A 21,603-nucleotide genomic window follows, 5' to 3' on the forward strand; every position below is an offset into this window, starting at 1 on the left:
GTCCGGCCTAGAACCCGGCAGAGTCGAGGGCCGACTGCAGCGATTGCAGGTAGCCACTGCTCGTGTAGGTTGCGCCGCTGACACCCTTCACGTTCGCCGACTGCGCCGACAGCACCTCTGAGCGCAGGATGGGCGCGGCATAGTTGCTGATCTGCACCGAGCGGCCGTCGTGGTTGGTCAGTTGCAGGGCCGTCACCTCGGTGATCGCGCCGGCGTCGATGGTGACCGAGACCTGCATGTTTCCGAATCGGGTCTGGACGCTCGATCCGGCGAAGGTTCCGGATGCCGCGGCGTCGCTCACGGCTGTGCCGCCGGCATCCGCTGACGACGTGGGTGTCGGCGTGGCTGTCGCCGCGGGAGCCGCCCCCGACGTGGTCAGGGTTGTCGCGTTCCCGACGGGTCCGGCGAGGTTCTGCGTGGCATTGATCTGGCCCATGCCCAGCTCGAGGCCGATTCCCATGACCGCCAGGGACGCGGCGGCGGCGGCCATCACGGCGCGTGCTCTCACCAGTCAAACCTTTCGTAGTGGATCTGCTCCTTGGGAACTCCGCCAGAACGGGCGTCCCGCACGACGGCGTCGGTCCAGGGCCGCGGCCCGCAGATGTAGATGTCGGAGTGCTTGATTTCGGGCACGATCGTGCGGAGGGTGGTTCCGGCCCGAGCGGCGTCGGCGGGGAGCCAGCTGCTGATGCCCTCGGGCCTTCTGCCGGCAATGATGCGCAGCTCTGCCCCGCGCACCCGGCACAGGTCCGTTAATTCGTCGACGAGGTAGGTGTCGCCGGCTGCGTGGGACCGAAGAATCACCGTGGCGTTGCCGGGAGCGAAAGACACGGTCTCAAGCAGCGACCGAATCGGCGCCACGCCAATGCCGGCGGCGATCAACACCACGCGGGGCGAGGTGCGAGCGTTTTCGGTGAAGAGTCCGTAGGGGCCCTCGAAACTGACCCTGGTCCCCCGGCGCAATCGCGGCAGTTCGGCCGAGGCGTCGCCGAGGCCGCGCACGGTGATGCGCAGCGACCGACCGTTGGGCGCCGCCGACAAAGAGAACGGATGCGCCTGCCACCACAATCCCTTCGCCCAGAATCTCCAAATGAAGAACTGGCCCGATATCGCGCGCAGCTGGTTGAGGTGCCGCCCGGTGAGGCTGATGGAGACCACGCCCGGTGCCACGTGGTCGATGCTGTCGACGACCAGGCCATGGCGCAGTGAGCGCCAGACCGGGAGCACGAACCGAAACAGCACAATCGAGCCGGCGACGGCACTGTAGAGCGCGAGCCAATAGTAGTGCGCGATCGTGCCGTCAGACAGCAAGGCCCCGACGCTCAGCTGGTGCGGAATCGCGACGAGAACCGCGGCATAAGACAGCACGTGCACGGCGTGCCACGCCTCATATCGAAACCTGCGCCGCACGACCACGACGCTGGTCACGACGACGAGGATCATGAGCCCGAAGCCGATGAAGGCGAGCGGCATGTCCGGCAGGGTCGTGAGCATGCTCCAGGTCTCGGCGAAGACGTTGATGTTTTCGAGCAGGGCATAGCCGGTGATCAGCAGGGCGGCGTGGGCAAGAATCAGGTACAGCGTCGGCTTGCCGAGTGACTGGTGCAGGGCCATCGCCCGGTCGTGCCCGAAGGCACGGTCGATCGGAGGGAGCCGCGCCGCCAGAACCATCATGATCAGGAGCAGGTCTGTTCCCACGAGTCCGGAGAGGATGCCGAGCGACGTGAAGGCGTCCGCTGCGGTACCGAACCGGCCGACGCCCCCATCGGCGAGGAAGATGGCGATGACGACGGCAACGGAGGTGATGCAGGCGACCTGCAGTCGGCCGGCCAGGCGCATCCGCTTCGGGTAGGCCGGGTGCACAAGACGCCCTCGTACAACCGAGGTGCGGGGTTTGCGGGTATCGAGGCTCATGAGTAGAGCATCGAGCCGTGAGCATTCGAGTCGCTATCGATTGCCTGTGAGTAGCCTGTGTATCGGCGCAGGCTGCGCAGGAGTCCCTCCGGGCGCCGGGCGCGACGTGGGCGCGTTAGGGCACGTCGTCGGGGGCCGGGCCTTCTTCGCGATCGTCGTCGGGGGCCAGGCCTACCTCGCGCTCGTCGGCGTCGAAGCCCTCCTCGTCGGGCTTGGCAACGCCGAAATCGAGGTCATCGACCGCCGCTCCGATGTCGTCGACGACACGATCGTCGTCACTCCAGAATTTGTCGGGATCACTCATGGTCGTACCTCCTCAGCGCAAAGTCGCACGTGCGCCGACCACGGTACCCCGGCCGTTCCGAGGAGACAAGGGGCGTGCCGCCGAACGCCAGCGGTGGCTCCCCGGCATCCTCGATCGGGTGGACCGCGCCACTCAGGACAGCGGGGGGCGAGGCTTTCTGCGACGCGCGGCCGCCTGTACGAGCAGCACGATCGCGAGGGCGATTCCGCCGCCGAGCGTGGTCTCGATGACGCGATCGATGAGCAGCGTGTGCACCGGCGCCGGGCTCGTGAGGTGCACCACGGTGAGGGCGAGCGGCGTGACGAACAGCAACGCGGCACCGTAGTGCCGACCAATGAGCATCTCGGCGCCGAACTGGCAGATGGCTATCACGGCGATGAGCACGAACACCGGCGGGCCGGGAACCAGCACAAGCCCGGCGATGACGACGCCGATTGCGGTTCCGATGATGCGGTGGAACGCCCGCGACACCGAGTGGGCGGCACCCGGCGGCGGCAGCACGGCCACGACGCTCACAACCGCCCAATACGGATGCCCGATGCCGGCCGCCATGGCCAGGCCGCCGGCCAGCAGGGCGCCCACCACGTTCTGCGCGACGGAGAACCACACCCGGCGGTCTCGATAGGCAGCGGGACGTACGAGCGCGCCGTACAGCAGGTTCTTGAACAGGGCGTCGGACCGCTCGCCCGCGACACGGCGCAGCAGCCAGCCCGACATGGTGAGCGTCCACGCGAAGCTCGCGGCGGCGACGGCCACAAGAAACCGCGGCCAGAACTCGTCGCCGGGAGTGGGTAGCTGCGCGACCACCGCGTAGCCGAACACGAAAAACACGGGTGTGGCCGGAAAAAGGCCGGCCGTGGACGCCACAATAATGCCCACGGCGAGCACGGCCACGAGCCCGAGGGTGAGCACGAACAACGGCGCCTGCGCGACCGCGAGCACAAGCGCGAACGTGATGAAGGTCAACATGAGGAGCGCGGCCACGGTGACCGTGCGCATCCGTACTCGGTAAGGTTCGTTGCGACCGAAAAGCGAGGTCATGGCGCCGAACGCGGCGTACGCAGCCCAATCGAGGTGGTCGGTGAGCAGCAGCACGACCAGCGGAAGGGCCACGGAGAGCGCCGCACGCGACGCCACCTCAAAGTGGAACGCCCGCAGCGACCGAACCCACTGCGCGAGCGTCTCCGGACCCGAGCGCCGGGCGCCCTCGGCGGGGTCCCGTGCCGCCGGGTTCGCCACTAGATCTTCTCGATGGGCGCGATCTTGATCAGCAGCTTCTTTGCCCCCGAGGTGTCGAACTGTACATGCGCGATGCGCTTGGTGCCCTCACCGGTCACCTGGTTCACCCGGCCTTCGCCGAAATCATGATGACGGATGCGGTCGCCCGCCGCGAGCTCAAGGCCCCCGTTGTCGCGCACGGTTCCGGTGATGGTGTTTGCCCACGCGGTCTTCGGCTTGGGCGTTGCCGGCGGAAGGCCGGCCTGCTCCTTGCTGCGGCCGCCGAAGCCGTCACGGCGGGCGTTGAGCGCGCGCGGCTGCGTGCCGCCGCGACTGTTCGCCATGCCCGGTGACTGCTTCCAGTCGATGAGTTCGGCCGGGATCTCCTGCAGGTACCGGCTCGGCATCGCCACGTTGATGTCACCGAACTGCGCCCGGGTCATGGCGAGGGAGAGATAGAGGCGCTTGCGGGCACGGGTGATGCCCACGTAGAAGAGTCGGCGTTCCTCGGCGGGGCCGCCGGGTTCGTTGGCCGACATCTGGTGGGGCAGCAGCCCCTCCTCGACACCGGTGAGGAACACCGCGTCGTATTCGAGGCCCTTCGCCGTGTGCAGGGTCATGAGCGACACCGTTCCCGAGACGTCGTCGAGGTCATCGGCGGCGGCCACGAGTGACACCTGGGTGAGAAAGTCAACAAGGCCCCCGTCGGGGTTCTCCTTGTTGAAGTCCTTCGTCTGGGCGACGAGCTCCTCAATGTTCTCGGCGCGGGCCTCGTCTTGCGGGTCGCGACTCTTGCGCAGCACCGAAAGCAGTCCGCTGCCCTCGAGCAGAAACTCAAGCACCTCTGACACATTCGATTGCCCGGCCGGGTTCTCCGGGTCGAGGGTGAGCGCGGCGGAGTCGAGCAGCTCGGACAACTGCAGGATGGCGTTGGTCACCTTCGGGCCGAGCCCCAGCGCACTGCAGTTACGCATGGCCTGGCGGAACGTGAGTCCGTTGTCGTCGGCAAAGCTCGAGATCGCCGTCTCGGTGGCCGGGCCGATCCCGCGCTTGGGGGTGTTGAGGATGCGGCGCAGGGCGAGTTCGTCCACCGGGTTGGCGACCGAGATGAGGTACGCGAGGGCGTCTTTGATCTCGGCCCGCTCGTAGAACTTGGTGCCGCCGACCACACGGTAGGGCGTGGCCGAGCGCACCAGGATTTCTTCGAGCGCACGCGTCTGCGCGTTGGTGCGGTAGAACACGGCCATGTCGCGGTACGCCATGCCGGCCGAGTGCAGCGCCTCGATCTCGTCCGAGACGAACTGTGCCTCGTCGTGCCCGGAGTACGCCGTGTAACCGGTGATCTTCTCACCGTCGCCGCCCGCGCTCCACAGCTTCTTCTCCTTGCGGTCGAAGTTATGGCCGATCACGGCGTTCGCCGCGCTCAGGATGTTCTGGGTGGAGCGGTAGTTCTGCTCGAGCAGAATGACCCTGGCGCCCGGGAAGTCTTGTTCGAAACCGCTGATGTTGCGGGTGTCCGCGCCGCGGAAGGCGTAAATGGACTGGTCGGAGTCGCCCACGACGGTGAGCGAGGCGCCGGGGATGGCGCCGGTTGCGTCTCGCAGTCCGCGCACGTGCACGCCGTCGCGGTCCATCTCCTCCGCGAGCTCCGATGCGACGGGACGGGTGAGTTCGCGAATGAGGGCGTACTGGGCGTGGTTGGTGTCCTGGTACTCGTCGACCAGAAGGTGCCGGAACCGGCGACGGTAGAGCGCGGCGACCTTGGGGAAGGCCCGGAACAGGTACACGGTCTCACCGATGAGGTCGTCGAAGTCGAGAGCACTCGCGGCACGCAGGCGGCTCGTGTACTGCCGGAAGATCTCCACGAACATGACCTCTTGTGGGTCGCTCATGTTGGCGTTGCGGGCGTAGGAGTCGGCATCCGCCAGCTCGTTTTTGTACTTGGAGATCTTCGACGACACGTTGCCGGGCGTGAAACCGAGGGTATCGGCGTTGAGCGATTTAATGATGCGTTTGAGCGTGACCTTGGTGTCGGCGGAGTCGTAGATGCTGAAGGTCTTGGAGAGCCCGACGCTTTCGGCTTCGCGGCGCAGGATGCGCACGCAGGAGGAGTGGAACGTGGAGATCCACATGCCCTCCGAGCCCTGACCGAGAATGGCCTGCACTCGTTCGCGCATTTCGGCGGCGGCCTTGTTGGTGAACGTGATGGCGAGGATCTGGCTCGGCCACGCGTCGCGGGTTTCGAGCAGGCTCGCCACCCGGCGGGTGAGCACGCTCGTTTTGCCCGACCCGGCGCCGGCGATGATGAGCAGGGCCTGGCCGCGGTACTCCACGGCCTCGCGCTGCTCGGGGTTGAGCCCGTCGAGCAGTGGGCTCGTGCGTTCCGAGCCGGCCGCACCGCCCAACGCGGGGTGGCCGGGGGCATCCACGATGATCGGCGTGGACGAAGGCGTGGGGCTCGAGGAAGGCGTCGTCATATCACTGGCAATTCTAGGCGATGCCCCCGACGCGGGCTCAGGAAGACTTGTATTGGCTACTCGGGGCCGGGCTTCGGCGCGTCGCGCACGTGCACGGCGAGGTCGGGGTGGTCGGCGAAGACTCCGTCGATCCCGCTTCCGAGAATCGTGCGAAATTCCTGCTGCCAGTTGCCCCAGTGCGACGCGCGGCCGCCCCGACGGGAGCTCTGCGCCAGGAACCGGTTCTCGGGGCGCAGGGTCCAGCAGAACGCGGTGAGTCCCGCCGCGTGCACCTCGTCGACCAGGGTCGTGGCGCCGGAGACGTTTCCGGCGGCATCCGTTTTCAGAATGCGGGACTTGTGTACGCTCACCCCCTGCACCGCCTCGCCGAGGCCGGCCAGGCCGCCGGGCGTGAGGTAGTGCGCATAGTGCGCGCCCTCGGTGCCATGGCGGGCAATCTCGTCGTGCGGCTGGCCCTCGTTCTCCAGCAGAAAGATTCGATTCCCCCGGATGCCGCGCGCGGCCAGCTGGCTCAACACGCCAACTTCGAAGCTCTCCGTCACGAGCCGGCCATCATTCCAGCCCGCGGCCTCAACCTCGGCGGCGAACAGCTCATCGAGGGGAAGCCCGATCGACGCGAAGTAGGTGGCGTGTTTGATCTCGGCCACGACGGCGAGGGGTCGCGGAGTGCTCTCGGCCGCGGCGTCGACCAACGCGAACACGTCTCTCAGGCGCAGAATCGGCTGCTCCCCGTCGAAACTCGCGTTCGAGCGGCGCGTCTTCGGCATGCGCTCGCGGGCGCGCAGCGTCGCCAGTTCCGCCCAGGTGAAGTCCTCGGTGAACCAGCCGGTGAGGTGGGCGCCGGCGATGAGTTTCTCGGTGCGGCGGTGGGCGAATTCGGGCCGGGCCTCGACATCCGTTGTGCCGGAAATCTCATTCTCGTGCCTCACCACGAGCACGCCGTCCCGGGTGGCGACAACGTCGGGTTCGACCGCGTCGGCACCGAGCCCGAACGCCAGATCGTAGGCCGCCCGAGTGTGCTCGGGGCGGTAGCCGCTGGCCCCGCGGTGCCCGATGACCAACGTGTGCATCTACCAAGGCTAGCCGCACCTGTCACAATCGGTGCGTGACCATTTGGACAGAGCCCCTGCCTTCCCCCCGCGACGGTTGGCGTCGCTCGCCGGTTCGACTCTCAGGGGGGCTGCTGCTCGTCTGCCTCGGTGTGGGAGCCACCAGCCTGTCGAGCACCTACAGCCTGTGGTTTCTGGCAATCGGCCCCCTCGTTCAGGGCATCGGCTGGATGCTGTTGCCCGGCCCGCTGTGGCGCCGTCTGGTCGTGTTGTTCCCCTGCCTGCTCGCCGGCGTGATTCTGCTCGGTGGCGTGGACTTCGTCGGCGCGTTCACGATCCTGCTCGGCGGCTGGCTGCTCGTGCGACGCCGACCGCTGGCCACCTACGTCACGATCCTGCTGCCGGTCATGGCGAGTGTGGGCGTGAAGACCGAACTATCGCACTATGACCAGAACCTGCTGGCGCTCCTCCTTGGCACCATCGCCACCGTGGCCGGAGCCTGGCTGTCCGTGTGGATGGAGAATTGGTTGCGCACGCGCACCGAGCTGCGCACTGTCACCGGCTAAGCAGCTGATCCCCAGCACATTCCATGCCGGTTCGGATAGGTTGGAGGCACGCCCATTTTCGGGCGCCCCGAACACCACAGCTGATTGCGAGTTACGTACCCCATGGCATCCTCCAACCCCGCTTTCTCCCGCAACGCCGCGTTCGGCGCTCCGGGCGCATTGGCGTCGTCGAAGGCTCTTTCCGATAACGACCTGCAGACGATGTACGACCAGCCTTCGGCAGGTTCGCAGAATACCGACCGCATGACATACGAAGACACCATCGGCAAGACAGGCCTCAGCTTCGCGCTGCTGCTCGTGGCGGCGGCCATCGGCTGGATCGCCCCGATCCTGGTGATCCCGGGTGCCATCATCGGACTCGTGCTCGGACTCGTCAACACGTTCAAGAAGGAGCCGTCCGCTCCGCTCATCCTCATGTTCGCCGGTGCGCAGGGACTCTTCGTCGGTGGCATTTCCAATATCTTCGAGGCGATGTACCCCGGCGTTGTGGTGCAGGCCGTACTGGCCACCCTCGTGGTGGTCGGCGTGACCCTCGCGCTGTTCCGCAGCGGCAAGATTCGCGCGTCGAAGAAGGCCACCAAGGTCTTCACCATCGCGATGGTCGGCTACGGCGTCTTCTCGCTGATCAACGTCGGCATGATGATCTTCGGCGGGACCGACCAAGCTTTCGGTCTGCGCAGCCAGGAGTTCTTCGGCATTCCGCTCGGGCTCATCATCGGCGTGCTCGCCGTGGTGATGGCCGCGTACTCCCTTGTGCTCGACTTCGACTTCGTGCAGAAGGGCGTGAACAACCGTGTTCCGCGTAAGTACGGCTGGAGCGCCGCCTTCGGCATCGTGCTCACGGTCGTGTGGCTTTACATCGAGATGCTGCGCATCTTCGCGATCGCTCGCGATTAGAACGACGAAAGCGGGGCCGGTCCATCTGGACCGGCCCCGCTTTCGTGTACCCATGCTTACCGAAGCATCTCTCAGGACAGTACGTCCTTGACCAGGGCCTCGTTCTCGCTTCTCGACAGCGCCGACCAGAGGTACCCGACCAGCAGAAGAACGAACGGCAGGCTCACGAGCACCCAGCCCAGGGGACTCAACCCCCACGCCGTCACCGTCGGGTCCACACCCTCGACGACGGTGCCGGCGAGCAGCCCGAAGCGGCTCATCAACAGGTACTCACCCATGATGAGTCCGGCGGCGGCCAGTACCGGAGCGATGACGGTCTGGAACAGGTTTTCCGAACCCCGATTCCGGCGGAAGTAGACGATGACCGCGATGCAGACCAGGATCTCAATGAGCACGATTGCCACCACGGCGAGCCCGCTGAACCAGTAGAAGAGGTTCAGCACCGGGTCGAGCTGGAAGAGCGCGAACGTGATGATGACAGCGCCGGTCACGGCCGAGGTCACGAGCGATGCCGCGCTCGGGGCCCCGCGCTTGTTGACGCGGCCGAGCGGCCGGGGCAGCGCACCGCCGCGCCCGAGGGCGAACAGGTACCGACCGGCGGCGTTCTGGAAGGCCAGCAACCCGGCGAACAGGCTCGACAGCACGAGGATGCCCATTACCGTCGCCATCCACGGTCCCACGTACTGGGTCGCGAGGCCGAAGAGCACGGCGGCCGGATCGGCCAGCGGCACCCCGTCCAGGCTTGACAGCTCCACCGTCCTCTCCACCACCGTGGAGGCACCGAGCCCGGTGACCATGGCGAACGCGGTCATGGCGAACAGAACCGTGATCACGCCGACGGCGAGATAGGTCGCCCGCGGCACAACCGTTTTCGGGTCTTTCGATTCCTCCCCATAGATTGCCGTGGCCTCGAAGCCGATGAACGAGGCGAACGCGAACGCGAACGCGATGCCCGCCGATCCCGCGAGCCCGCCAGCAATGATCGCCCCCGGGCTGAAGGACGCCGCGAAATTGAGTCCTTCCGGGCCCCCATCCACGAGGATCGCCACCGCCGTGACGACCAGCGCGGCGAGTTCGAGCAGCATGAGCAGTCCGAGTACCTTGGCCCCGACGTCCACGCTGAGCAGGGAGAGCAGGGTGACAACGCCCCAGGCCAGGAGCGTCCAGGCCCACCAGGGAAGCAGCCCCACCTGGGCGGACATGAGTCCCCCGAAGAAGCCATAGATGGCCAGCTGAATGGCGAGGTACGCGAGGATCGACACGAAGGCCGAGGCGCTGCCGAGGTGCTTGCCCAGCCCGCGACCGATGTAGGCGAAAAACGCACCGGCGTTGGTGACCCGCTGGCTCATGGCGGCGTAGCCAACGCTGAAGAGCAGGAGCGTCAGGCCGACGGCGAGATAGGCGCCGGGGGCGCCGGTACCGTTGCCGAGCACGATCGCAACCGGAACGGCGCCGGTCATGCCGACGAGCGGGGCCGCAGCTGCGACCACGAAGAAGACGATGCCGATGACGCCCAGGCGCCCGGTTCGCAGGGATGATGAGGCGTCCGCCTGTGGCGTGGTGGGTGTAGTTGTCATGTGTGCTCCTCGTTGAGCGGCTCCCTCGCACGAGAGCCAGTACTACGACTCTGGTCGACAATCCCGTCACAGACTTGGCGTTGCGGGAACGAAACTTGACGTTCAGCGAAACCTCACGACGGGGAGCGGGCTAACCGCGCCGGTAGGCGGTGGGCGGCTCTCCGAAGGCCGCCCGGAATATTCGACTGAAGTGGGCGGCATCCAGGAAGCCCCAACGGGCCGCGATGGCACCAATGGGGCGGTCGGCCAGGATCGGGTCCCGCAGGTCGCGACGGCAGCGCTCCAGCCTCCGGCGCCGGATCCAGCTTGACACCGTGGTGTCTGCTTCATGGAACACACTGTGCAGGTGCCGGGTGGAAATGAAATGTGCCGCCGCGATCCCGGCCGGAGACAGTCCAGGATCGCCCAGTTCGGCTTCGATGTATTTGCGCGTGACGGCGAGCATATCGGCGTGGGTGCCGGGTATCGGTTGGCGGCGAATGCTGAGCTCGTTCTCGAACATCGTGGCGATCAGGTCGACGGCGTTGTACGCCAGCCGGTGGCCGGTCGCGCCGGACAGCGCCTCGAGATTCTCGACCAGCTGCACCATGAAGGGGCTGATCATGCGACCGAGGCCCACGTCGCCGGCCATCCGAACGGCGGTGAGCTGGGCGACGGAATCTACCGGGAGGTCGAGTGCATCGTGGGGGAACATGAGCACGAGCGTGCGAAAGTCCTGTTCGAAGGCCAGGGTGTACGGCCGGTTCGTGTCGTACACGGCGATGTCGCCGGGGCGCAGTGTCGCCTCCCTGTTGTCCTGGACCAGGATGCCGTGACCGGACAATTGCAGGTTGAGCTTGAAGTATTGCCGCTCCGACCGTGCAATCAGGGCCGGCGTGCGCAGCACCTGGTGCCCGGTGGCCGTCACTTCCACGATCGACAACTCGTCGAGCACTCTCGCACGGAGGGTGCCGCTGAATTCGTCGGCTTCCGAACGCACGTCAAGCGGCACGAAGGAGTCGGAGACCAGCGTGCGCCAGTGCGCGAACGTGTCGGCACGGGCGTTCCGCACAGGCTCGAAGCCCCCGAAGGTGGTGGCGGATTCGATCACCATTTTCACGGGAGCTCCTTTGCCGTTACGCGTACTCGCATTGACAGCAACATAGTCGCGATGGCGGCAATTGTCACCTATTTTCGACACACGTCGAAAAAAGGGATGGTGTTCAGTCGCCCGAAACCAGCAGTTTCAGGTAGCCGTCCAGCTGGCTGATCAGCCGCTCCGGTGAATGCTCCGCCGGGGTGAGCAACGCCGTGATCTGGGCCCCGAGGACGACCGTCATCAGGTGTCCGACAATATCGTCGTCCACTAACGTCGTGTGGATTTCACCGGCCTCCCGCGCCTGCGTCAGACATGCCTGTAGTGCCTGACGCCACTCCTGCATCGCCATGTTGTGCAGGTTCGCCTTGGCCGGATCCGTGAGCGCCCGCTGCCAGAAGGGAATGACGATCCGCGCCTCGCTGATGCGAGTGTCGTCGAGCGGGAGGATCTCATGGCAGTAGGCGCGCAGCCGGGCGAGACCGGTCCTGTCGGCCGTGACGTCGAGCATCCGCTGGCTGGTCTGACCGAAGACGTGGCCGAAGGCGAAGGAGAGCAGGTCGTCTTTGGTGGGAAAGTACGGTTTGAGCGCGCCATTGGCGAATCCCGCCTCGGCGGCAATCTGACGCATGGTGGTGCCCTCGATACCGAGCCGGGCGATGATGCGCCAGGTGGCTTCGACCAGTGCGGTGCGGCGCTGATCGTGATTGACAACTTTCGGCATTGTGTCCCTTCTGCGGCGGTGCGCAATCCGTTCCGGCAAATGGATGCTTGCCTTCCGAGCTTACTGAGCCTTATTCTTCTACAACCATAGAAAAATACGTGAATTCGGCCTATGACAGTCCGGAAAGGGTACCCATGACCTCCGCATCGCTTACCACTCCCCCCACAACGACCGCGGCGGGGGCGTACGCGCTCCCGACAGCCGCCGAGGTTCTCCAGGTACGAACGGTGCTCTCCGAGGCGGGCCTGCTCGGCGACAGCGTCCGGGTTGCCTACCTTGGGCTGCTCGATCCCCCGCGCGGCACCGAGGCCCTCACTGTGGACCGCCGCTTTCGGGTTTTCCTGCACGATCTTTCCGGTTCCGCCCCCACGGACGTCACCGTGTCGGCGACCCTGGGAACCGTGGAATCCATCATGTCGCTCGACACCGGGACGATGGGCGAATTGCCGGTCCTCGAGGAGGAGTTCGGGAGCGTCGAAGAGATCCTCTCCCAGGATGAGCGCTGGCTCGCGGCGCTGTCCGCACGAGGCCTTGATGTGGCAACGGTGCGTGTGGCCCCGCTGTCGGCCGGCGTATTCGAGTACCCGGAGGAGAAGGGGCGGCGTATTCTTCGCGGTCTCGCCTTCGTGCAGAATTTTCCCGAGGACAGCGCCTGGGCGCACCCGATTGACGGGCTGGTGGCCTACGTCGACGTCGTCGGCAAGACCGTCGACCAGGTCATTGACTACGGCGTCGTTCCCATCCCGGCCGAGCACGGCAACTACACTGACCCCGCACTCACCGGGCCGCTGCGTGACACCCTCAAGCCCATCAGCATCACGCAACCGGAAGGCCCGAGCTTCACGGTGACGGGGGGCAACCACATCGAGTGGGAGAAGTGGAGCCTCGACGTGGGCTTTGACGTCCGAGAAGGCGTCGTGCTGCACAACATCGGCTTCGACGACGCCGGAGTGCGGCGCCCGATCATCCGTCGCGCCTCCATCGCCGAAATGGTCGTCCCCTACGGCGACCCGGCACCCGTGCGGTCCTGGCAGAACTACTTCGACACCGGCGAGTACCTGGTCGGCCAGTACGCCAACTCACTCGAACTCGGCTGCGATTGCCTGGGAGACATCACGTATCTGAGCCCGGTCATCACCGACGGCTTCGGAAACCCGCGGGAGATCCGCAACGGCATCTGCATGCACGAAGAGGACTGGGGCGTCCTGGCCAAGCACAGCGATCTGTGGAGCGGCATCGACTACACCAGGCGCAATCGCCGCCTCGTGATTTCGTTCTTCACCACCGTGGGCAACTACGATTACGGCTTCTACTGGTACCTGTACCTCGACGGCACGATCGAGTTCGAGGCCAAAGCAACCGGCGTCGTGTTCACGAGCGCCTACCCGGGCAAGGGCTACCCCTACGCCTCCGAACTCGCCCCGGGCCTGGGCGCTCCCTTCCACCAGCACCTGTTCAGCGCCCGCCTCGACATGGCCATCGACGGGCTGGGCAACCGCGTCGAAGAAGAGGAGGCTGTACGCGTGCCCATGGGTGTGGGAAACGAGCGAGGAAACGCGTTCTCCCGCAAGCGCACCCTTTTGGCACGGGAATCCGAAGCCATCCGCGAGGCGGACATGCGCAGCGGGCGCACCTGGCTCATCTCCAACCCGAGCAGCCTCAACCGTCTGGGCGAACCCGTGGGTTACAAGCTCTATCCCGAAGGGCAGCCAACGTTGCTCGCGGACGCGGACTCCTCCGTGGCCAAGCGTGCCGCGTTCGCCACGAAGGACCTGTGGGTCACCCGCTTCGCCGAGACGGAGCGTTACCCAACCGGTGATTTCGTCAACCAGCATGCTGGAGGGGCCGGGCTGCCGTCGTACGTGAAACAGGACAGGGACATCGACGGCCAGGACATCGTCGTGTGGCACACGTTTGGTCTGACGCACTTTCCCCGCGTCGAGGATTGGCCGATCATGCCGGTCGACACGGCGGGGTTCAAGCTGCGACCCGAGGGATTCTTCGACCGCAGCCCCGTGCTCGATGTTCCGGCAAACACGCCGGCCGACGACGGTCACTGCCCCTGCTGAGCCACCCTTAGCACCGAGACCCGAGGTCGCAATGGTTGACAATGTTGTTCTCCGTGCCGCCGTCTCCGTGCTGTTGCTGGCGGCGCTCCTGTACTCACTCGCGCGCGCCGCCGGCAGCCCGTCACCGCATGCCCGTATCGACTTCGGGCTGAAATCCCTGATGTCGGGCACCATGCTGGCCATGCTGTCCGGAGCGGCCTGGCCCGTGCTTCCCACCGTTGTCGTCTTCGCCGCCGCCACCTGGTGGTTCGCCATCCAGGCCACGGTTCATCCCTCGTCCCGCGCCAGCTGCGCGGGACGAGCCGGCCGCGCCACGTGCCTCTACCACGGCACGATGATGGCGGCCACGGCTTTCATGGCTGCCTCCATGATCACGGCCGGTGTTCTCGATCCCGCGGCGAGCGCTGTTCAGGCGACCGGCGAAAAGCTGGCCGCCGCGCATGCGCAGCACGACGAGGCCTTCAGTCTGCCGGTGGGTGGGTGGACGCTCGACCTGGGCGCTCTCGGGGTGGTGTTCTTCGCGGTCGCCGTCGGTTGGTGGGCCACGCGTCTCGTTCGGTCTGTCCGGAGCGGTCACGGCGCCACCTCCGGCGTGCGCCACGGGCGGCTTCACCGTGCCGACCTGGCCGCCGAACTCGTGGGTGCCGCGGCGATGGTGGTGATGTTCGCCGTCTAGGCGAACAGATGGCCGGGACCGGTTCCCCGGTCCCGGCCATCAAACGGCAATCGTGGAACTCAGCCGTTGATCACCTGCGGCACGCCCAGCGCCTTGAGACCGTCGACGCCGAACTCGAGGCCGTAACCAGACTGCTTCGAGCCACCGAACGGGATCATCGGGTGCACACCGCCGTGCGAGTTGATCCACACGGTTCCCGTCTCCATACGTGCGGCGACCTCACGCGCCTTCGCCACGTCGGCGGACCAGACCGAACCGCCCAGGCCGACGTCCACGCCGTTCGCCATCGCAATGGCGTCGTCGACGCTGCTGTAGCGAATGATCGGCAGCGCGGGGCCGAACTGCTCCTCGGCCACGAGGGGGTTGTCATTGTCGATGTCAGCGATGAGGGTGGTCGGGTAGAAGTACCCGGGCGCTCCGGCAACGGGGTTGCCGCCGAGAAGCACTCGGGCACCGGATGCCTTCGCAGCATCGACGAGGCCGGCGACGATGTCGAACTGCGCCTTGTTCTGCAGCGGGCCGAGGAGGTTGTTCTCGTCGACCCCCACGCCCATCGGTATGGCTGCGGCGACCGCGGTCAGTGCCGTGCACACGTCCTCGTAGATGTCGTCGTGCACATAGAGACGCTTGAGTGCGGCGCAGGTCTGACCGGTGTTGATGAAGGCTCCCCAGAACAGGCCCTCGGCGATGGCGGTCGGGTCGGCATCCGGCAGCACGATCCCGGCGTCGTTCCCCCCGAGTTCGAGCGTGAGTCGCTTGACGGTGTCGGCGGAGCTGCGGATGATGGCCTTGCCGGTCGCGGTCGACCCGGTGAACATGACCTTGCCGATGTCAGGGTGTGAGGACAGGCGCGCCCCGACCTCGCGATCACCGGAGACGACGGTGACCAGACCCGCCGGCAGCACCTGGTTCATCACGGCGACCAGCGCGAGAACGCTCAGCGGGGTGTACTCGGACGGCTTGACGACGACAGCGTTGCCCATGCGCAGCGCCGGGGCGATCTGCCAGATCGTGATCATCATCGGCCAGTTCCACGGGCCGATCGCGCCGACCACACCGATCGGGCGATAGTGCATCACGGCGTGCGTTGAATCGTCATCGACGACGACCTCGGTCTCCAGCGGCGTGCTGGCGGCCGTACGCAGCCACGCGGAGGCCCCGCCGAGCTCGAAGCGGGCGTTCGGACCGTTCAGGGGCTTGCCCTGTTCGCGGGAGAGAAGTTCGGCCAGCGGCTCGGCCGCAGCGTCGATCGCGTCCGCCACCCGCATGAGGGTTTCGCTGCGGGCTGCGTGCCCCAGCGCCGCCCAGGCCGGCTGGGCCGCCACGGCGGCCGCAACCGCCCGGTCGAGGTCATCGATGGTGTGAATGGGGGCCGAGCCGACCAGTTCCCCGGTCGCAGGATCGAGAATCTCTCTCGTCGGTCCTGACGTCGGCGTGATCGTCGCGAGAAGGCTCTCGAAGCTGTTCATGTGTCCTCCACAGTGAGTCCGGTAGTTTTCTTCAACCGTAGTCACGGGCGTCGGGCATCCACTTGCATATGCGTGCGCGACGGTTGCCGGTGGCCGCACGATCACATCGGGCTCACCTGCGGCAATTTCCGTGCCGGGTGCAGCACCGACCACGACCGGTGCTCAGGTAGTTTTACGTCCGCGGTTTCGAAGACCGGGCCAACGGTGGTGGAATAGACGTATGAGTTTCACGGAACTACCCGCACTGCTCCTCAGCGAGGGCGCCGGCACCACGGCCACCGTCGGCTACGTCGTCAGCGCCGTCATCACGGTCGGCGCGCTCACGGGCATCGTCATCATCGCCGTGCGCCGCTACTTCCGCGCCCCCAAGGACTAGCCGGGGATCGAAAAGCCGCCAGCGGCGCTGGCACTTGTTCCGACTCGTGGCACCAGGCCCAACGCGTGCCCCGGGTCGCAGGACGTGCCGCGTGGGCTCCACCGCGTGCCGCGGGCCGGGCGGGTGCCGCGGCAGCCGCCGCTGTGCCTGCGCCCCACCCCTACAACGAAGGACCGCCTCTTTCGAGACGGTCCTTCGGTCACGCCAGGGGGTCTCGACAGGCTCGACCAGCGCGTGGGGGCGCTGACGACGACATCAGCGCGACCTTACTCCCACTCGATCGTGCCCGGCGGCTTCGACGTGACGTCGAGAACAACGCGGTTCACACCGTGCACCTCGTTGGTGATGCGGTTGGAGATCCTGGCCAGCAGGTCGTACGGCAGCCGGGTCCAGTCGGCCGTCATGGCGTCCTCGCTCGACACGGGGCGCAGCACGATCGGGTGTCCGTACGTACGACCGTCACCCTGCACGCCCACGGAGCGCACGTCGGCGAGCAGCACGACCGGGCACTGCCAGATCTCGCGGTCGAGACCGGCCTCCGTCAGCTCGTAGCGCACAATCGCATCCGCCTGGCGCAGCAGGTCCAGACGCTCCCGGTTGATCGAACCGACGATGCGAATCCCCAGGCCGGGTCCGGGAAACGGCTGACGCTGCACGATCTCCGCCGGCAGGCCCAGCTCGGCGCCGATGGCGCGAACCTCGTCCTTGAACAGGGTTCGCAACGGCTCAACGAGTTCGAACTGCAGGTCTTCGGGCAACCCGCCCACGTTGTGGTGGCTCTTGATGTTGGCCGTGCCGCTGCCGCCGCCGGACTCGACGACGTCGGGGTACAGGGTGCCCTGCACAAGAAAACGAATCGGGTCGCCGTCGATCTCGGCGGCCTCATTGATGAGCTCGGCCTGAGCCTGCTCGAAGGTGCGAATGAACTCGCGGCCGATGATCTTGCGCTTGGTCTCCGGGTCGCTCACGCCCTCGAGCGCGGTGAGGAACTGCTCACGCACATCGACGGTCACGAGACGGATGCCGGTGGCCTTGACATAGTCTTCCTCCACCTGGCGGCGCTCGTCCTGGCGCAGAAGTCCGTGGTCAACGAACACACACACGAGCTGGTCACCGATGGCCTTGTGCACGAGGGCGGCAGCCACGGCGGAGTCGACCCCGCCGGAGAGGCCGCAGATGACCTTGCCGGTGCCCACCTGGGCGCGGATCTTGGCGACCTGCTCGGCGATGACGTTGCCGCTGTTCCAGTCTGCGGGAATACCGGCGGCGCGGTGCAGGAAGTTCTCGAGCACGTGCTGGCCGTTTTCGGAGTGCTTGACCTCGGGGTGCCACTGCACGCCGTACAGGCGACGCTCGTCATTCGCGAACGCGGCGACGGGGGTGGAGCTCGAGGAGGCGAGCACAGTGAAGCCGGCCGGCGCGGTGGCCACCGAATCGCCGTGGCTCATCCACACGGTCTGATCGGCGGGCTGGTCGGCGAGCAGCACGTTGTTCGAGTTGCTCACGGTCACCGGGGTGGAGCCGTATTCGCGGGCGCCGGTGTGGGCGACGGTGCCACCGAGGGCGGTCGCCATCACTTGGAACCCGTAGCAAATGCCCAGCACGGGAATGCCCAGGTCGAAGATCTCGGCGTCGAAGGCGGGAGCGCCCTCGGCGTACACGCTCGACGGGCCACCGCTCAGAACAATGCCGAGCGGATTCTTCGCCGTGATCTCGGCGGCCGTGATGGTGTGCGCCACGATCTCGGAATAAACGGATGCCTCACGCACACGTCGGGCGATCAGCTGCGCGTACTGGGCACCGAAGTCCACCACGAGCACCGGGCGGTCGATGCCCGATGCGGTGGCCATCGCCGGGGCATCCGTTGTTATGTCAGTGGCACTCATGAACGGGCCTCGGCACTTTCTGCAGCGAGCGCTGCGGCATTCACGTCGTTCTCGGCGAGGCAACGCTTGACCGTGCGGCTGAACGGGCCCTCAAGGAAGAACGACAGGGTGGGAATAATGCCGCCGAGGGCCATGAGCGCCAAACGCCACAACGGCCAGCGCATCATGCTCCACAGGCGGAAGTCGGCGAACAGGTACAGCACGTAGAACCAGCCGTGCATGATGAGGATGGCGGTGCTCACGTTGACCGCGGCCACCGTTCCGCGCGGAACCAGTGCGAGAAAACCGTTCTCGCCATTCATCTCGACCTCATAGCCGTAGATGAACTTGGCGATCACCTCGGCGCAGAGCAGGAGCAGAAACACTCCCGTAATGACGGATGACACCTGGTAGAGCCGGAGCGCACCGGGAATCTTGGGTATATCGGCGGGCTTGGGTAAACGAGGCATGCTCTAATTCTACGTGCCGGAGGTGAGAGCTTCCGCAGCGTCCTTCTCGGCCTCCTCCACGTCTTCCTGCTCGCGCTCGACGGCGTCGCGCACGAGACGGAACCAGATAAACACGGCGAATCCGGCGAAGACGACCCACTCGATCGCGTAGAAGATGTTGAGCCAGTTGAGGGAGGCTCCGATCTCCGGAACCGGGGAGTCGATCGTGGCGAGACCGGTCGGGGCCACCGCATCCACGATGTACCCCGTGAACACGGGCTGGTCGGTGAAATTGGCCCACAGGTTGATGAGCGCCGACGGCGCCACCGTCGTCTGCACGCTGGAGGGGCCGGCCGCGTCGGGCAGCTCAGGAGCCTCGCCCGGCAGAAAGCGACCCGTAATCGTGACGGGCGTGGCGGCATCCTGCGCGAGATCGTCCATCACGGCGCGCGCACCGGCCTCGTCGACCGACCAACCGCGCGCTACCGCGATGTGGGCGGCATCCGGCGTGGTGACGTAATGGCTCACGACCCAGAACCCCAACTCGTCACCGTTGAAGCGCTTGCTGATGAGCTGCTCGTCACCCGGCACGACGGTGGCCTCAAACGTCACCATCTGCCCCGTGGACACCTGGGTCGACGCGCGGCTGGGCTGCACCACGTCGGTGAGCGGCTGCACGACCTCGGTCGAGCGTTCCACGACCACGCCGGATTCAATGGCCCGAGCGAGCTGCCAGTGCCCCAGCACCGCGAAGCCCGCCGCTATCGCCAGGGCCAGCAGCAGGGCGAGAACCCACCGTGGGCGTCTCATCATCTCGATCACGTGTAGTCACCCGTTCGTGGTTTTGGTGCCGGTTTGTCCAGGGGGTCCACGTCGGACGTTGACCCTGGCGGTTTCGGACGTTTCGGGCCCGGCCGGTCCTCGACGAATTCGAGCATGGCGGTCATGGCCGCGTCGAGGGAATCCGGCACGGATGCTGCGGGCTCCGTCGTCGCCGTGCCGCGCGTGACCGTGAGCGTGTCTTCCGGTTCATCGTGGGCGCGCGCCTCGGCGGCCTGGGCCTCGGTCACGGCCTCAACGAGGGCTATCTCCTCGTCAAGCATGCGGTTGCGTCGGCGACGAGGGATCACCGGCCGCCTCCCGCGGAGCAGCGCGCCGATCTTCTCGGAGTTGCCCGCGAACGTCGGCCCGAGAATGGCCATGACCAGCACATAGAGCCCGGCGAAGGGCTGCAGTCGCGAATCAAGCCCGGCGCTCACGCTGAGTGTCGCGAGAATCAGGGTGAACTCCCCGCGGTTCACGAAGATCGCGGCGGTGTTGAGGGCCTCCCGCGGGCCCATCTTGTGCAGCCAGGCGAGCAGCGCTCCGGTGCCGAGGCTCAGCACAAAGGTCATGCCCACGGCGATGACCACAATCAGGATGACCGAGCCGAATTCGGCGATATTGAGCGCGAGACCGAAGTTGAGAAAGAAGAAGGCGGCGAAAATGTCGCGCAGCGGTACCGCCACACGTTCGATTTTTGCGCGGTAGCTGCTCGCGCCGAGCACGACGCCGATCAGGAACGCACCGATCGCATCCGTTACCCCGATGATCTCGCCGATGCCGGCAAAGAGAACAACGAGGCCGAAAAACAGGATGGTGAACAGCTCGTCGTCCTTGGTGCGCACCAGCCGGGACACGACGCGGCCGCCCCAGCGTGCCAGCGAGAACATGACCACAAGGAAGAGGAACGCGATCGACAGTTGCAGCACAATCGGCCACACCTCGGTCTTGCCACTGAGCACGACCGAGACGATGGAGAGGTAAATGGCGATGAAAATGTCGCCGACCACGGTGACGCCGAGGATCATCGGCGTTTCTTTGTTGGCGAGTCGCCGCAGCTCAATGAGAAGCTTCGTGATGATGGCGCTCGATGACGTGCCGGTCATGCCCGCAATCACCAGCGCCTCTCGCGGGCCCCAACCCACAAGCATGCCGAAGACGTAGCCGGCCCCCATGTTGATGAGCACCCACGAGCCACCGGAAATGAGCAGGGTCTTGGCGTTGCCGAAGAATTCTTCCTGGTCGAACTCGAGCCCGAGGCTGAACAGGAGCAGGATGAGCCCGAAGACCGCGATGAGTTCAATATCGCCGGACTGAAAATCGAGCGGGAAGAAATTGCTGTACGGGCTGGCGAGCAGCCCCACGATCATGTAGATCGGGATCGACGGCAGGCCGATGACTTTGCCCAACCGACCGAGAATATACGCAACGACGAGCAGAGTGCCGAGAACGATGAGGTCTTCGCCCAAGTGCATCGGCTAGCCTCCGGGCGGCGCGTTGACGATCTTGGTCTTGAGCTCACCGGTGCGGAAGAAGGCAAAGGCCTTGGCAACCTTCTCGGGAGATCCGGCGACGACGAGGGTGTCGCCCGGGAACACCTTGAAGTCTGCGGCCGGTGCCGGGTTCGCGGATTCCCCGCGCACCACGGCGACGACGGTGAGTCCGGCAATGCCGCGATCGGCGGGATTTCCGAGGGGTTGCCCGGCAATGTGGTCCTCATAGTCGACGGTGAACCAGTCGATGCTGAGGCCCGGGATCTGGTCGAGCGCGGTGAGCGACTCGGTGATCTGAGTGCCTCCGAGAAGCTCGGCCAGGGTGTGGGCTTCGTCCTCGCTCAGGCGCAGGGAGACCTTGGCGGCGTCGGGGCCACCCTCATCGTCCGCAAAGGTGACGAGGTCGCTGTGGCCGGAGCGGTGGGCGATAACGCCGACCTTGCCACCGTCATCCGTGATGAAGGTGTGCAGCACACCAACGCCCGGGAGTTTGACCCGCCGCACATCAACCATGGTTAGAACTCCTGAGGCTTAAGGATGGTTTCCCCATTCTACCGGGGATGCCCCACCTCGCTCCCGCCGC

The 21,603-nt window shown here is 66.1% G+C and carries 20 protein-coding genes; 5 read left to right on the forward strand and 15 right to left on the reverse strand.

Annotated elements, in window-relative coordinates; genetic code table 11:
• Positions 1-7: 7 nt before the first annotated feature.
• The 6 genes from EDD25_RS06325 to EDD25_RS06350 form a co-directional block, all read right to left on the reverse strand.
• On the reverse strand, positions 8-508 hold the full coding sequence (locus tag EDD25_RS06325) for an FMN-binding protein (protein WP_241986266.1): 501 nt from the start codon (positions 506-508) through the stop codon (positions 8-10).
• Positions 505-1,914 carry a ferredoxin reductase family protein gene (locus EDD25_RS06330; RefSeq protein ID WP_241986267.1) on the reverse strand — a complete coding sequence of 470 codons (1,410 nt, stop codon included), beginning with the start codon at positions 1,912-1,914 and terminating at the stop codon, positions 505-507. Before EDD25_RS06330 ends, EDD25_RS06325 begins: the two co-directional genes overlap by 4 nt.
• A 115-nt stretch (positions 1,915-2,029) precedes the next feature.
• On the reverse strand, positions 2,030-2,218 hold the full coding sequence (locus EDD25_RS06335; RefSeq protein ID WP_134172539.1) for a hypothetical protein: 189 nt from the start codon (positions 2,216-2,218) through the stop codon (positions 2,030-2,032).
• A 132-nt stretch (positions 2,219-2,350) separates the two neighbouring features.
• A complete protein-coding gene (locus tag EDD25_RS06340) occupies positions 2,351-3,457 on the reverse strand; it encodes an FUSC family protein (RefSeq protein ID WP_241986268.1) in 1,107 nt (368 codons plus the stop codon).
• Positions 3,457-5,913: an ATP-dependent helicase gene (locus EDD25_RS06345; RefSeq protein ID WP_134172540.1), complete on the reverse strand. Its 2,457-nt coding sequence runs from the start codon at positions 5,911-5,913 to the stop codon at positions 3,457-3,459. Before EDD25_RS06345 ends, EDD25_RS06340 begins: the two co-directional genes overlap by 1 nt.
• Before the next feature lie 56 nt (positions 5,914-5,969).
• A complete protein-coding gene (locus EDD25_RS06350; protein ID WP_134172541.1) occupies positions 5,970-6,983 on the reverse strand; it encodes a glycerophosphodiester phosphodiesterase family protein in 1,014 nt (337 codons plus the stop codon).
• Between the two features lie 35 nt (positions 6,984-7,018).
• Between EDD25_RS06350 and EDD25_RS06355 the strand changes: the two genes are divergently transcribed.
• Both EDD25_RS06355 and EDD25_RS06360 read left to right on the forward strand, forming a co-directional pair.
• Complete coding sequence (locus EDD25_RS06355) at positions 7,019-7,528, forward strand: hypothetical protein (RefSeq protein ID WP_134172542.1); 510 nt, start codon at positions 7,019-7,021, stop codon at positions 7,526-7,528.
• 102 nt (positions 7,529-7,630) lie between these two features.
• A complete protein-coding gene (locus tag EDD25_RS06360) occupies positions 7,631-8,425 on the forward strand; it encodes a Bax inhibitor-1/YccA family protein (RefSeq protein WP_134172543.1) in 795 nt (264 codons plus the stop codon).
• Between the two features lie 71 nt (positions 8,426-8,496).
• On the opposite strand, the gene EDD25_RS06365 is transcribed toward EDD25_RS06360, so the two are convergent.
• The 3 genes from EDD25_RS06365 to EDD25_RS06375 all read right to left on the reverse strand — a co-directional run bounded on the left by EDD25_RS06365 (position 8,497) and on the right by EDD25_RS06375 (position 11,801).
• Positions 8,497-10,002, reverse strand: coding sequence for an APC family permease (locus tag EDD25_RS06365; RefSeq protein ID WP_134172544.1), 1,506 nt, complete (start codon positions 10,000-10,002; stop codon positions 8,497-8,499).
• A 130-nt stretch (positions 10,003-10,132) separates the two neighbouring features.
• On the reverse strand, positions 10,133-11,095 hold the full coding sequence (locus tag EDD25_RS06370; protein WP_134172545.1) for an AraC-like ligand-binding domain-containing protein: 963 nt from the start codon (positions 11,093-11,095) through the stop codon (positions 10,133-10,135).
• Between the two features lie 109 nt (positions 11,096-11,204).
• Complete coding sequence (locus EDD25_RS06375) at positions 11,205-11,801, reverse strand: TetR/AcrR family transcriptional regulator (RefSeq protein WP_134172546.1); 597 nt, start codon at positions 11,799-11,801, stop codon at positions 11,205-11,207.
• Positions 11,802-11,935: 134 nt separating this feature from the next.
• On the opposite strand from EDD25_RS06375, the gene EDD25_RS06380 reads away from it, so the two are divergent.
• Complete coding sequence (locus tag EDD25_RS06380) at positions 11,936-13,870, forward strand: primary-amine oxidase (RefSeq protein WP_134172547.1); 1,935 nt, start codon at positions 11,936-11,938, stop codon at positions 13,868-13,870.
• A gap of 31 nt (positions 13,871-13,901) precedes the next feature.
• Complete coding sequence (locus EDD25_RS06385) at positions 13,902-14,546, forward strand: DUF5134 domain-containing protein (RefSeq protein WP_166671214.1); 645 nt, start codon at positions 13,902-13,904, stop codon at positions 14,544-14,546.
• Positions 14,547-14,605: 59 nt separating this feature from the next.
• Here EDD25_RS06385 and EDD25_RS06390 read toward each other — a convergent pair whose 3' ends face one another.
• Positions 14,606-16,015, reverse strand: a complete 1,410-nt coding sequence (locus EDD25_RS06390; protein WP_134172549.1) for an aldehyde dehydrogenase family protein — start codon at positions 16,013-16,015, stop codon at positions 14,606-14,608.
• 220 nt (positions 16,016-16,235) lie between these two features.
• On the opposite strand from EDD25_RS06390, the gene EDD25_RS17480 reads away from it, so the two are divergent.
• Entirely contained in the window at positions 16,236-16,391 is a 156-nt protein-coding gene (locus tag EDD25_RS17480) for a hypothetical protein (protein WP_166671215.1), read from the forward strand.
• A gap of 266 nt (positions 16,392-16,657) precedes the next feature.
• On the opposite strand, the gene guaA is transcribed toward EDD25_RS17480, so the two are convergent.
• Genes guaA through EDD25_RS06415 form a run of 5 tightly spaced genes read right to left on the reverse strand, consistent with a single transcriptional unit; the run spans position 16,658 to position 21,533 of the window.
• Positions 16,658-18,277, reverse strand: coding sequence for a glutamine-hydrolyzing GMP synthase (gene guaA, locus EDD25_RS06395; protein WP_479684279.1), 1,620 nt, complete (start codon positions 18,275-18,277; stop codon positions 16,658-16,660).
• Positions 18,274-18,726 (reverse strand): DUF3817 domain-containing protein, encoded by a 453-nt coding sequence (locus EDD25_RS06400; RefSeq protein ID WP_134172550.1) that lies wholly within the window; start codon positions 18,724-18,726, stop codon positions 18,274-18,276. Before EDD25_RS06400 ends, guaA begins: the two co-directional genes overlap by 4 nt.
• Positions 18,727-18,735: 9 nt before the next feature.
• Positions 18,736-19,518 carry an SURF1 family protein gene (locus EDD25_RS06405; RefSeq protein WP_134172551.1) on the reverse strand — a complete coding sequence of 261 codons (783 nt, stop codon included), beginning with the start codon at positions 19,516-19,518 and terminating at the stop codon, positions 18,736-18,738.
• A gap of 5 nt (positions 19,519-19,523) precedes the next feature.
• A complete protein-coding gene (locus EDD25_RS06410) occupies positions 19,524-21,002 on the reverse strand; it encodes a cation:proton antiporter (RefSeq protein WP_134172552.1) in 1,479 nt (492 codons plus the stop codon).
• A 3-nt stretch (positions 21,003-21,005) separates the two neighbouring features.
• Positions 21,006-21,533 (reverse strand): cation:proton antiporter regulatory subunit, encoded by a 528-nt coding sequence (locus EDD25_RS06415; protein ID WP_134172553.1) that lies wholly within the window; start codon positions 21,531-21,533, stop codon positions 21,006-21,008.
• Between the last annotated feature and the right edge of the window lie 70 nt (positions 21,534-21,603).

The organism is Cryobacterium psychrophilum (assembly GCF_004365915.1).
Lineage (GTDB): Bacteria > Actinomycetota > Actinomycetes > Actinomycetales > Microbacteriaceae > Cryobacterium > Cryobacterium psychrophilum.

Coding starts and splice junctions, on each gene's coding strand:
- EDD25_RS06375 (WP_134172546.1), bottom strand. CDS start 11,801: ATGCCGAAAGTTGTCAATCACGATCAGCGCCGCACCGCACTGGTCGAA.
- EDD25_RS06365 (WP_134172544.1), bottom strand. CDS start 10,002: ATGACAACTACACCCACCACGCCACAGGCGGACGCCTCATCATCCCTG.
- EDD25_RS06410 (WP_134172552.1), bottom strand. CDS start 21,002: ATGCACTTGGGCGAAGACCTCATCGTTCTCGGCACTCTGCTCGTCGTT.
- EDD25_RS06350 (WP_134172541.1), bottom strand. CDS start 6,983: ATGCACACGTTGGTCATCGGGCACCGCGGGGCCAGCGGCTACCGCCCC.
- EDD25_RS06370 (WP_134172545.1), bottom strand. CDS start 11,095: ATGGTGATCGAATCCGCCACCACCTTCGGGGGCTTCGAGCCTGTGCGG.
- EDD25_RS06345 (WP_134172540.1), bottom strand. CDS start 5,913: ATGACGACGCCTTCCTCGAGCCCCACGCCTTCGTCCACGCCGATCATC.
- EDD25_RS06335 (WP_134172539.1), bottom strand. CDS start 2,218: ATGAGTGATCCCGACAAATTCTGGAGTGACGACGATCGTGTCGTCGAC.
- EDD25_RS06330 (WP_241986267.1), bottom strand. CDS start 1,914: ATGAGCCTCGATACCCGCAAACCCCGCACCTCGGTTGTACGAGGGCGT.
- EDD25_RS06360 (WP_134172543.1), top strand. CDS start 7,631: ATGGCATCCTCCAACCCCGCTTTCTCCCGCAACGCCGCGTTCGGCGCT.
- EDD25_RS06415 (WP_134172553.1), bottom strand. CDS start 21,533: ATGGTTGATGTGCGGCGGGTCAAACTCCCGGGCGTTGGTGTGCTGCAC.
- EDD25_RS17480 (WP_166671215.1), top strand. CDS start 16,236: ATGAGTTTCACGGAACTACCCGCACTGCTCCTCAGCGAGGGCGCCGGC.
- EDD25_RS06390 (WP_134172549.1), bottom strand. CDS start 16,015: ATGAACAGCTTCGAGAGCCTTCTCGCGACGATCACGCCGACGTCAGGA.
- guaA (WP_479684279.1), bottom strand. CDS start 18,277: ATGAGTGCCACTGACATAACAACGGATGCCCCGGCGATGGCCACCGCA.
- EDD25_RS06405 (WP_134172551.1), bottom strand. CDS start 19,518: ATGATGAGACGCCCACGGTGGGTTCTCGCCCTGCTGCTGGCCCTGGCG.
- EDD25_RS06385 (WP_166671214.1), top strand. CDS start 13,902: ATGGTTGACAATGTTGTTCTCCGTGCCGCCGTCTCCGTGCTGTTGCTG.
- EDD25_RS06380 (WP_134172547.1), top strand. CDS start 11,936: ATGACCTCCGCATCGCTTACCACTCCCCCCACAACGACCGCGGCGGGG.
- EDD25_RS06400 (WP_134172550.1), bottom strand. CDS start 18,726: ATGCCTCGTTTACCCAAGCCCGCCGATATACCCAAGATTCCCGGTGCG.